This window comes from Dickeya sp. CFBP 2040 (assembly GCF_012273755.1).
Classification (GTDB): domain Bacteria; phylum Pseudomonadota; class Gammaproteobacteria; order Enterobacterales; family Enterobacteriaceae; genus Dickeya; species Dickeya poaceiphila.
Window position 1 is genome coordinate 1 of sequence record NZ_JAAVXH010000033.1, and the last position, 11,408, is coordinate 11,408.

Genomic DNA, 11,408 nt, shown 5'->3' on the forward strand with positions numbered 1-11,408 from the left:
ACAGGCCGCTAAAAAAGTAGCTAAGAAGAAACCCGCTCCGGCTCAAAAAGCCCAGGCTGCTAAAAAACACAAAAAAGTGAAAAAAGCTAAAACCGCTCCGGCTGCTTAATTCACCAAAGTAATTGTTGATAGTCATGAGTACCGTTAGTAAAGACTTGATTCTGCATCTATCGTCATGACAATAGCGTTATCAAACACCCGGTTCGCCGGGTGTTTGTTTCATGGGGGACCAGATAATGCTGCGGCGTTACTCATTCGAAATTATGTTGTCCTTCCTGCTTATTTGCGCGTTGGTCATTGTGGTGTTTTTCCTGTAGCCTGTTTCACTCTCACCTACGTGCTCAGACTGAGTCGTCTGAATTCGCCAGACCAACCCAGTTTCCGTTTCCTGCCTATTCCGGCAACACTATTTATAGTGTATTGATAACTGTTAATACGCTGAATTTCATCTTTAAAGGTCATTCATGACATGCGCCTATCAGCCTGGTTGTTATGTTCATTAAGCGTGCTCACGTCTTCCGTGTGGGCCGATGACACCCCGTCTCTATCAGACACGACGGAGCAACAAAAACAGATTCTGTTCTTTAATCATGATGATCGTGACATCGTGCCGGATACCGCCCAATGGCCGTGGCAGGCAATTGGACAGTTGGAAACCGCCAGCGGCAACCTCTGCACCGCAACGCTTATTTCGCCGCATCTGGCGTTGACCGCGGGTCATTGTGTGGTAGCTCCGCCCGGCGTGCCGGATAAACCGGTCGCACTGCGCTTTCTGGCAACAGAAAACGGCTGGCGCTACGAAACCGATAAAATTGAAGCACTGACTAATAAGAAATTAGCCAAAATGCTAAAAGCAGACGGTGACGGTTGGATCGTGCCCCCCGCTGCCGCGCCATGGGACTTCGCACTGATTCGCCTCAAAGAAACCCCGCCGGGCATCCGCCCGTTGTCAGTCTGGCAGGGAACGCAGGAAGAACTGAAAGCCGCGCTGGAGGCGGCACAACAGAAAGTCACTCAGGCTGGCTACCCCGAAGATCATCAGGATACGTTGTACCGCCATCAGGATTGTTTGATTACCGGTTGGGTGCATAAATCAGTGATGGCCCACCGCTGTGATACCTTGCCAGGCGACAGCGGTTCACCGCTGATGTTGAAGACTGCCGGTAACTGGGTGCTGGTGGGCATTCAAAGCTCTGCCCCTGATGCCAGCAACCGCCAACTGGCCGATAACCGCGCCGTGGCAGTCACCGCCATCCGCCAGCAACTGGAAACGCTGGCTAAAGCAACGCGCTGATTTTTCCTGCCGGCATTTTCAGATGAAATGCCGGCACGTCATGCCCGCTCCCCCGCTCAGAAGGTCATCCCCTAATACACGCACGCCCCCGTGCTGCGCTGTCTGAGCCTGATATCCCTTCCTGCTTTTGCGCCCCAAAGATTGTTCATGATTTTAACAATCATGAATCCCTTAATGTCACACCGTTACACCTTTTACCGATAAGTGGCAACTTATCTTTCAATGAAGCGATCCAGCTACCTGACCAGACCGCTTCATCTCTCTATAACCAAACACTATCAAAGGGATATCAATAATTTACATTATTTTTTGAGGGAGCATTATGTACGATTACTTGCAGTTCTCACTCGGCGTTTTACCACTCCTGATAATGATCATTTTGATTTTGAAAATCAAAATGCCAATTCACCACTCCGTTCTGATCACACTGGTTATCACCGCCATCCTGAGCGTCATCGTCTGGCATACACCGCTGCAAACACTGAGTTCGGCAATAGGCTATGGGGTAATCAAGGGATTATGGCCGATTATCATCGTGATACTGGGCGCGATTTACAGCTATAACCTGATGCTGGAGACACGCAGCATGGAGATACTGCGTGATGTGCTGGCCAGTATCAGCGATGACACACGCATTCAGGTGCTGCTGATTTCCTGGTGCTTTGGCGGCTTCCTTGAAGCAGCCGCCGGTTATGGCACTGCCGTTGCTATTCCCATCGGTATTCTGATCGCGCTTGGTTTTAACCCGCTGAAAGCAGCCATCGCGTCTCTGGTGGCGAACACCGTCCCCACCGCGTTTGGCGCTGTCGGTATTCCGGTGTCAATTTTGGCTGAACAGGTACACCTGCCGGTGACGACGCTGAGCGGCACGATTATTCTGCAACTGGCGCTGTTTAACATCCTGCTGCCTTTTGTGATTATCGCCATCATCGGTGGCGGTGTGAAAGCGATTCGGGGAGTCGTGGGTATTACCCTGGTATGTGGGATTACCACACTGATTCCGCAGTATTTCGTCGCCATTCATCTTGGTGCGGAACTTCCTGCCTTTGCAGGCAGCCTTGTCAGTCTCATCGCGGTGGCTGCAATGGGGCGAGCACGTAAGGGAAAAACCGATCCACAGTATACTATTCAGAATAACAAACCATCGAACGTCCTGCCTTCTGGCCGTGATTTACTGCAAGCCTGCTCTATTTATATTCTTATTTTTACGTTCATTCTGCTCTGTTCACCGTTATTCCCAGGCATAAAACAAGTCGTTTCGCATATTACGTCAACGCTGAATTTCCCCTTGCCGGAAGGGAAAGCCCTGACGCTGAAAATCGACTGGATTGCCACACCGGGCGTTCTGATCATTATTGCCACCTTGCTGGGCGGCTTTATTCAGGGCGCATCGTTGGGAAAGATGCTGCGCGTACTGGCTGCCACGATTAAGCAGCTGAAAAACTCCATCATCGCCATTACCACCATCGTGGCAATGGCGACCATCATGGATGTCAGCGGATTAATCGCCACGCTGGCGCAAACCATGGTGAACGTAACGGGCGGCGCTTATGTGTTTATCGCCCCCATCATCGGCGCGCTGGGCACCTTCGTCACCGGAAGTGATACCAACTCGAACGTCCTGTTCGGAAAACTACAAACGGTAGCGGCGGAAAAACTCCATATCGACCCGATCTGGCTGGCGGCAGCCAACACATCCGGAGCAACCGGCGGGAAAATGATTTCCCCGCAGAGTATCGCCATTGCGGTATCCGCAACCAGGATGGATGGGCAAGGCAGCGCCATCATGGCCGGTACGCTGAAATACTGCACCGCCTACATCGTCATTCTCGGCTTAAAGGTAGGACTGTTTTATTACCTGTTTATGGCCTGACTTATGCCTTGAAAAATAATCGCCGCGCATAACGTCTTATCATAAAAACAACCGTATCTACGGTACTGGAGGGGTGTCGTGAATGTTAATTTTTTTGTGACCTGCATAGGCGATGCACTTAAATCGCGTATGGCGCGTGATTCCGTCTTGCTGCTGGAGCACTTAGGCTGTCAGGTGCATTTTCCTGAAAAACAAGGCTGTTGTAGTCAACCCGCACTCAACAGCGGTTATGTTAACGATGCGATTCCTGGGATCAAAAACCTGATTATGGCGCTGGAGGAAAACGATGATCCGATCATCTCTCCGGCGGGTTCCTGCACCTACGCCATCAAAAGCTACCCCACCTGGCTTGCTGACGAACCGGAGTGGGCGCAACGCGCCGGGAAGGTCGCCGCACGTATGTACGACCTGACCTCGTTTGTCGTCAATACGCTGGGCGTCGTCGATGTCGGCGCGCGTTTACCCGGCAAGGCGGTTTATCACCCGTCCTGTAGCCTGTTTCGCAAAATGGGCGTGAAAGAAGAACCGCTGGCACTGCTGAAACAAGTAGATGGCCTGACGCTGCTGCCGTTTCAGGCGCCAGAAACCTGCTGCGGTTTCGGCGGCACGTTCTCGGTAAAAATGGCGGAAATTTCCGGTGAAATGGTGAAAGAGAAAGTCAGCCATATTATGGATGCCCAGCCGGATTATCTCATCGGCGCTGATGTCAGTTGTCTGCTCAATATCGGTGGACGCCTGCAACGCGAGGGGCGCCCCGTCAAAGTCATGCATATTGCCGAAGTGTTGATGAGCCGCTGAGGAGGGCTGCCATGTATTTAAAAACCAGCGATGTGGCTTTCAAAGAACGCATCAAGCAGCAGATCGACGACACCATTATGCGTAACGCGGTTGCTAATGCGCAGCAACGCATTGGCGCTAACCGCCAGAAAATGGTGGACGAGTTGGGGCATTGGGAAGCGTGGCGTGAACGCGCAAGCCAAATCCGCGAACATGTGCTGGCAAATCTGGATGCCTATCTCTACCAGCTCTCAGAACGTGTCAGCGCCAATGGCGGCCACGTTTTTTTCGCCAAAACCAAAGAGGACGCCACCGATTATATCCTGCACGTCGCCCGCTCGAAGCAGGCCAAAAAGGTGGTCAAATCCAAATCGATGGTAACTGAAGAGATCGGCATGAACCATGTGTTGCAGGAAGCCGGCATCCAGGTGATTGAAACCGACCTTGGCGAATACATTCTGCAACTTGACGGCGACCCACCCTCGCATATTGTCGTACCGGCCATTCATAAAGATCGCTATCAGATTCAACGGGTATTGCGCGAAAAACTGGGTTATGACGGGCCGGAAACCCCTGAAGCCATGACACTGTTCATCCGCCAAAAGATCCGTCAGGATTTCCTGAGCGCCGAAGTGGGTGTCACCGGCTGTAACTTCGCCGTAGCGGAAACCGGCTCGGTTTGTCTGGTGACCAATGAAGGCAACGGTCGCATGTGTACCACGCTGCCGAAAACACATATCGCAGTCATGGGAATGGAGCGTATCGCCCCGACGTTTGAAGAGGTAGACGTGCTCATCACCATGCTGGCCCGCAGCGCTGTCGGCGCACGCCTGACCGGTTACAACACCTGGCTTACCGGTCCCCGCGAAACGGGTGATATCGATGGCCCGGAAGAGTTTCATCTGGTGATTGTCGATAATGGTCGGTCCACCGTACTCGGCTCTCCGTTTCAGGACATATTGCGCTGCATTCGTTGCGGTGCCTGTATGAATACCTGCCCGGCCTACCGCCATATCGGCGGTCACGGCTACGGCTCCATCTACCCCGGTCCTATCGGCGCGGTCATCTCTCCCCTGCTGGGCGGTTATGATGATTTTAAAGATCTGCCTTATGCCTGTTCGCTGTGTACCGCCTGCGACAGCGTATGCCCGGTAAAAATCCCGTTATCGAAACTGATCCTGAAACACCGGCGAGTCATGGCAGAAGGTGGTCTCACGCCCAAAAGCGAGCAGAGCGCCATTAAACTGTTCGCGTATGCCAACAGCCATCCGCGATTATGGAAAGTCGGCATGATAGCAGGCGCCCAGGCCGCCAGATGGTTCATCAGAGACGGAAAAATACCGATCAATATCGGGGCGATCAGCGAATGGACAGCAGCACGTGACTTGCCGCAAGCCGACGGCGAAAGTTTCCGCTCCTGGTTTAAAAAACACAAAGCGCGGGGAAATCAATGATGAATCACAGAGAGCAATTCTTAGCTGACATCGCCAAAGCACTTGGTCGGGATGTTCGCCATATTCCCTCTCCACCGCCCGTTCCGGCCAACGATTATGCCCATACCCGGCTGACTGAACTTGACGCCCAGCAACGCTGCGATGCCTTCATTGAATGCGCCACCAATGTCATGCTGGCGCACTGTGAATTGACCACCGAAGCCGATGCGCCTGAAGCGACATGGCGTTTGTGCGAACGCTATGGGCGCGAGCCTGTGCTTATCAGCAGCGATGACCGGCTGGCAGCATTGGGTATCACCGCCCGGTTGCAGGAAGCCTGCGGCGCGGTTGTCTGGAACCCGGCGCGCGGCGAGGAAAATATTCAGGTAGCCGAGCGGGCTAAAGTGGGCGTGATATATGCAGAACATGGCTTAACCGAGTCCGGCGGCGTGGTCCTGTTTTCCTCGCCAGACTGTGGCCGCTCGGTAAGCTTGCTGCCGGAATCATCCATTTTTGTGCTGCGCAAAAGCACTATTTTGCCGCGTGTGGCGCAACTGGCGCGTCAACTGCATCAGATAGCTCGGCAAGGTACACGGATGCCTTCCTGTATCAATCTGATCGGTGGTCCCAGTTCTACCGCCGACATTGAACTCATCAAGGTGGTGGGCGTGCACGGCCCGGTAAACGCGGCTTATCTGATCATAGAAGACTGCTGACAGCCAGATAGCAACCCTATAACAACCACAAGAATCCCCCTTGTCCGACGCCACATCCGCGTCGGACAAGGGGGAGCACAGCAACGGATCACCTCATGAGTACCGCAATGTAGCAACACCCGGCGCCAGCCGTTTATCCGTCAATCTGCGCCATCGCCTGCAAAATGCGTTTATCAGAAACCGGATAAGGTGTGCCCAGTTGCTGGGCGAAATAGCTGACCCTCAGTTCCTCGATCATCCAGCGAATCGCTTTCACGTCATCATCGTCGCGCCGTTCCGGCGGCAGCTTGTTCAGCCACTGCTGCCAGGCCTGTTGCACCTGCTCTACTTTTAGCATCTGGGCGCGATCACGATGGATATCCTGCGCCAGTTTATCCAGCCGGCGTTCAATGGCCTGCAAATAACGCAACACATCGGGCAACCGCTGCCAGCCGTTATCAGTGACAAAACCGCGAAATACCAGTCCGCTCATTTGGCTTTTGATGTCGCTCAGCGCCAGCGCCAGTGCCATGTCCAGCCGGCCCTTGAGCCGTTTGTTGATGTTGAATACCGCCGTTAATATCTGCTCCACCTGGCGGGCAATATCCACCACCGTGTCATTCAGTTCCGCGCGTACCTGCTCGTGCAGCTGGCGGAAAGCCGCTTCCTGCCACACCGGCCCACCAGCTTGCGCCATCAGTTTGTCCACGCCGCAGGCAATACAATCGTCGATCAGCTCCAGCACCTTACCGTACGGGTTGAAATACAACCCCAGTTTGGCCTTGTTAGGCAGCTTTTCGTGCAGATATTTAATGGGAGACGGAATATTCAGCAGCAACAGGCGGCGCTGTCCACGCCACATCATCTGTTGTTGCTGGTGCGGCGAATCGAACAGACGAATCGCCACGCTGTCTTTTTCATCCACCAGCGCCGGGTAGGCTTTTACTGCGTAGCCACCACGTTTCTGCTCGTAACGCTCCGGTAAATCGCCAAAGCTCCAGATATGCAGATCACGCTGCTCAATGCCATCGTCCGCCACTGCCGACAGTGTTTGTTGCACCTTCTCCTGCAACTGATCTTTCAACGCCCGCAGCTGCTTCCCTTCCCGCAGCGTACGGCTTTTCTCATCCACCACCCGGAAGGTTATTTTCAGGTGATCCGGCACCTGCTCCCACTGCCACGCCTCACGGTCCACCGTGACGCCGGTCATCAGCCGTAACTCGCGCTCCAGCGCCTCCAGCAACCCTTTCTCCAGTGGCGTGACTCGCGCCAGAAACGCTTGCGCGTAGTTGGGTGCCGGAACAAAGTTGCGCCGTATCGGTTTTGGCAATGATTTGATCAACGCCACCACCAGATCATGGCGCAGCCCTGGTATCTGCCATTCGAATCCGTCCTCTTTGACCTGATTCAATACCGGCAACGGGATATGCACGGTCACGCCGTCCGCGTCCGCCCCTGGCTCAAACTGGTAGGTAAGCCGCAAACGCAGTTCGCCTTGCTGCCAGTGGTTCGGGTAATCCAGAGCGCTGACGCGCTCCGCCCCGTCTTTAATCAGCATGGCCTTCTCGAAGTTCAACAACTCCGGATTGGCTTTGGATGCCTGTTTCCACCAGTTGTCAAAATGACGGCTTGATACCACATCGTGAGGCAGGCGCTGGTCGTAAAACGCAAACAGCGTTTCGTCATCGACCAGAATGTCACGACGGCGGGACTTGTTCTCCAGCTCTTCCACTTCCAAACGCAATTTCTGATTGGCGCGGAAAAAAGCGTGCGAGGTTTGCCAGTCGCCTTCCACCAGCGCATGGCGGATAAACAGCTCACGCGACACCACCGGGTCGATAGCGCCGTAGTTCACCTTGCGGGCCGCCACCACCGGCAGACCATACAGCGTGACCTTCTCTTGCGCCATTACCGCGCCTTGCGCTTTCTCCCAGTGCGGATCGCTATAACTACGCTTAATCAAATGCTGCGCCAGCGGCTCGACCCATTCCGGTTCGATACGCGCAGCGATGCGCCCCCACAGGCGGCTGGTTTCTACCAGTTCCGCCACCATCGTCCACTTTGGCGGCTTTTTAAACAAACCGGAGCCGGGGAAAATAGCGAAACGGGTGTTACGCGCGCCGCTGAATTCCTGCTTTTCAACATCCTTTTGCCCAATATGAGACAACAAGCCGGTCAGCAACGCACAGTGCAAGCTACGGTAATCGGCTGGTTCACTGTTGACCGGGAAGCCCAGTTCTTTTACCACCTGACGCAGTTGGGTGTAGATATCCTGCCATTCCCGTACCCGTAGGTAGTTAAGGTAATCACTGCGACACAGCTTGCGAAACTGGCTGGATGACAGCGCCTTCTGCTGCTCTTGCAGGTAATCCCACAGTTTGACAAACGCTAGAAAATCAGACTCTTTGTCGGCAAAACGGCGATGCTTCTCTTCCGACGCCTGCTTCTTCTCTGTCGGACGTTCACGCGGGTCCTGAATCGACAACGCGGCGGTAATAATCATCGCTTCACGTACGCAACTGGTCTGGCGTGCCTCCAGCACCATCCGTGCCAGCCGCGGGTCAACAGGTAGCTGTGCTAACTGACGCCCCTGCGGCGTCAGCCGGTAATGACCGTCGTCGCTGGTCTGAATCGCCCCTAACTCCTCCAGCAGCCGCACGCCATCCTGAATATTGCGCTTATCCGGCGCTTCGACAAACGGAAACGCCGCGATGTCGCCCAGCCCTAACGCCGTCATCTGCAAAATGACCGACGCCAGATTGGTACGCAAAATTTCCGGATCGGTAAACGCGGGTCGGGAGAGAAAATCCTGCTCGGAATAGAGACGGATACAAATACCTGCCGCCACACGGCCACAACGCCCTTTACGCTGATTGGCAGACGCCTGCGATACCGGCTCAATCGGCAACCGCTGTACCTTGGTGCGATAGCTATAGCGGCTGATACGTGCAGTACCGGGGTCAATGACGTAGCGAATACCTGGCACCGTCAGCGAGGTTTCCGCCACGTTGGTGGCCAGCACGATGCGCCGCCCATGGTGGGAGTGAAATACCCGGTTCTGTTCCTGACTGGAGAGCCGCGCATACAACGGCAAAATCTCGGTATGCGGTAAATCCTGCTTGCTCAGCGCATCAGCCGTATCGCGGATTTCCCGCTCGCCGCTCATGAACACCAGAATATCGCCCGGCCCTTCGCGGCACAGTTCATCCACTGCATCCAGAATCGCCTGTAACTGGTCGCGGTCACTGTCCTGCGCCTCTTCCACCACTGGCCGGTAGCGGACTTCCACCGGGTAAGTACGCCCGGACACCTCGATGATCGGCGCGTTGCTGAAATGGCGTGAAAAACGCTGCGGGTCGATGGTGGCCGAGGTGATGATGACCTTGAGATCCGGTCGTCTGGGCAATAACTGTTTGAGGTAACCGAGAATAAAATCAATATTAAGACTGCGCTCGTGCGCCTCGTCGATAATCAACGTGTCGTACTGCATCAACAGCCTGTCCTGCTGAATCTCCGCCAGCAGAATACCGTCCGTCATCAGTTTAACCAGGGTGTTGTCGCCAACCTGATCATTAAACCGCACCTTGTAACCCACCGTGCTGCCCAACGGCGTTTCCAATTCTTCAGCAATACGGTCCGCCACACTGCGAGCCGCCAGACGGCGTGGCTGAGTATGGCCGATGAGACCGGTGACCCCGCGCCCCAGTTCCAGACACATCTTCGGCAACTGCGTGGTTTTACCTGAACCGGTTTCCCCGGCAACGATCACCACCTGATGATCACGAATAGCCGTGAGGATCGCCTCACGTTTCTGGCTGACCGGCAACGCCTCCGGATAACGAATAGCCGGCAACGACGCCCGGCGCTGTTCCACCCGTAAACGAGCCGCGTCGATCTCCTGACCAATTTCCTGCGCAATCGCAACCTGCGCCTGCGGATTCCCCACTTTCATCGCCCCTTGCAGGCGGCGGCGCAAACGCTGCCGGTCGCGCAGCATTAACGCATCAAGTTGGGGTTCTAACGCATGGAGAGGTGATGTCACGGTGTCATTCCTTACTGTCTGATGTCAGGTATGAGTGGGCGAACTCTGTCAACCACTCTGCGCCCCTGCTTGTTGCGGACGCAACCCGATACGTCGCTGACTAATGATTATTTACTGGCATAAATAGCGAGGCGGGCATGGTATCACATTGACGACGCAGGCTATATGCCATCAAACGGGATTCCGTCGTAGCGCATCACGCATCGGCAATGTTCATTCAACAAAATCGAACAAAGATCTCGAAATATTACGCTATTCCATTGCCTGTAACCCGTCTATGATGCGTTCATGCAGCGATAATGATCGCTCTGGCACACTTAACAAGGAATAGGCAATGAGCAAAGTACTCGTTCTAAAATCAAGTATTCTGGCTGACTTCTCTCAATCCAACCAGTTGGCTGACCACTTTACCGCCGCCTGGCAGGCAGCCCACCCTGCTGATACCATCACCGTGCGCGACCTGGCCGCTCAGCCGGTACCCGTACTGGATGGTGAGCTGGTTGGCGCGATGCGCCCTTCCGACAAACCGCTGACCCCACGTCAGCAGGACGCGCTGGCGCTGTCCGACGCCCTGATCGCCGAACTGCAGGCGCACGACGTTATCGTACTGGCCGCCCCGATGTACAACTTCAACATTTCAACCCAGTTGAAGAACTATTTCGACTTTATCGCCCGTGCTGGCGTCACCTTCCGCTACACCGAGCAAGGACCGGAAGGTCTGGTGAAAGGCAAACGCGCCCTGGTACTGACCAGCCGTGGCGGTATCCACAAAGATACCGCGAGCGATGTGGTCGCACCGTACCTGCGCCTGATGCTGGGCTTCATCGGCATCACCGATGTCGAATTTGTGTTTGCGGAAGGTATCGCTTACGGCCCGGATATGGCTCAGAAAGCGGTGGCTGATGCTAAAGAACAGCTGTCTCAGCTGGCATCTGCGTAACTATTACGCGTTGATTCCCCTCATACTCACCGCCGTGCACCATGACAACACGTATTCGTGTCATGGTGCACGGCGGTTTTTAGTCCTGCTTTTTGTCTTGCATCCCGACATTTTCTTGCTTGTCTGTTAGCGCCTCTTTATGTATCTGATCACCGGTACGATTATTCGATTTATCCAGCAATTGCGCCGTTTCTTTATCTGCACGGATACGAATATCATGCTCAATATGCACATTCATGTTGATGGTGATCGGCTCTTTCGGCGTCGCCATCTCAATGCGCGGGGTGCAGCCAGTCAACAACGCAGCAACCATCGCAGCACAGGCTGTTTTCATTTTATCCCCCTTCCTGATAG

8 protein-coding genes are annotated in these 11,408 nt (G+C 54.5%); 6 read left to right on the top strand and 2 right to left on the bottom strand.

Annotation, left to right across the window (positions count from 1 at the left end):
- Window positions 1-469: 469 nt before the first annotated feature.
- From Dpoa2040_RS04750 to Dpoa2040_RS04770, 5 genes are all read left to right on the top strand, one after another.
- A complete protein-coding gene (locus Dpoa2040_RS04750; RefSeq protein ID WP_042870949.1) occupies window positions 470-1,294 on the top strand; it encodes a serine protease in 825 nt (274 codons plus the stop codon).
- A gap of 322 nt (window positions 1,295-1,616) precedes the next feature.
- On the top strand, window positions 1,617-3,167 hold the full coding sequence (locus Dpoa2040_RS04755; protein ID WP_168640480.1) for an L-lactate permease: 1,551 nt from the start codon (window positions 1,617-1,619) through the stop codon (window positions 3,165-3,167).
- A 78-nt stretch (window positions 3,168-3,245) separates the two neighbouring features.
- Window positions 3,246-3,965, top strand: coding sequence for a (Fe-S)-binding protein (locus Dpoa2040_RS04760; protein WP_042870954.1), 720 nt, complete (start codon window positions 3,246-3,248; stop codon window positions 3,963-3,965).
- Window positions 3,966-3,976: 11 nt separating this feature from the next.
- The gene (locus Dpoa2040_RS04765; RefSeq protein ID WP_042870956.1) at window positions 3,977-5,398 is read left to right on the top strand and encodes a LutB/LldF family L-lactate oxidation iron-sulfur protein; all 1,422 of its coding nucleotides are present in this window, start codon (window positions 3,977-3,979) and stop codon (window positions 5,396-5,398) included.
- Complete coding sequence (locus Dpoa2040_RS04770; RefSeq protein ID WP_168640539.1) at window positions 5,398-6,093, top strand: lactate utilization protein C; 696 nt, start codon at window positions 5,398-5,400, stop codon at window positions 6,091-6,093. Before Dpoa2040_RS04765 ends, Dpoa2040_RS04770 begins: the two co-directional genes overlap by 1 nt.
- A 133-nt stretch (window positions 6,094-6,226) precedes the next feature.
- Here Dpoa2040_RS04770 and hrpA read toward each other — a convergent pair whose 3' ends face one another.
- Window positions 6,227-10,114 carry an ATP-dependent RNA helicase HrpA gene (gene hrpA, locus Dpoa2040_RS04775; RefSeq protein WP_168640481.1) on the bottom strand — a complete coding sequence of 1,296 codons (3,888 nt, stop codon included), beginning with the start codon at window positions 10,112-10,114 and terminating at the stop codon, window positions 6,227-6,229.
- A gap of 334 nt (window positions 10,115-10,448) precedes the next feature.
- Here hrpA and Dpoa2040_RS04780 point away from each other — a divergent pair, with 334 nt between their 5' ends.
- On the top strand, window positions 10,449-11,054 hold the full coding sequence (locus tag Dpoa2040_RS04780) for an FMN-dependent NADH-azoreductase (RefSeq protein ID WP_042870960.1): 606 nt from the start codon (window positions 10,449-10,451) through the stop codon (window positions 11,052-11,054).
- A 79-nt stretch (window positions 11,055-11,133) separates the two neighbouring features.
- Here the strand turns inward: Dpoa2040_RS04780 and Dpoa2040_RS04785 are convergent, their stop codons facing one another.
- Window positions 11,134-11,388: a YnbE family lipoprotein gene (locus tag Dpoa2040_RS04785; RefSeq protein ID WP_050569456.1), complete on the bottom strand. Its 255-nt coding sequence runs from the start codon at window positions 11,386-11,388 to the stop codon at window positions 11,134-11,136.
- Window positions 11,389-11,408 lie beyond the last annotated feature (20 nt).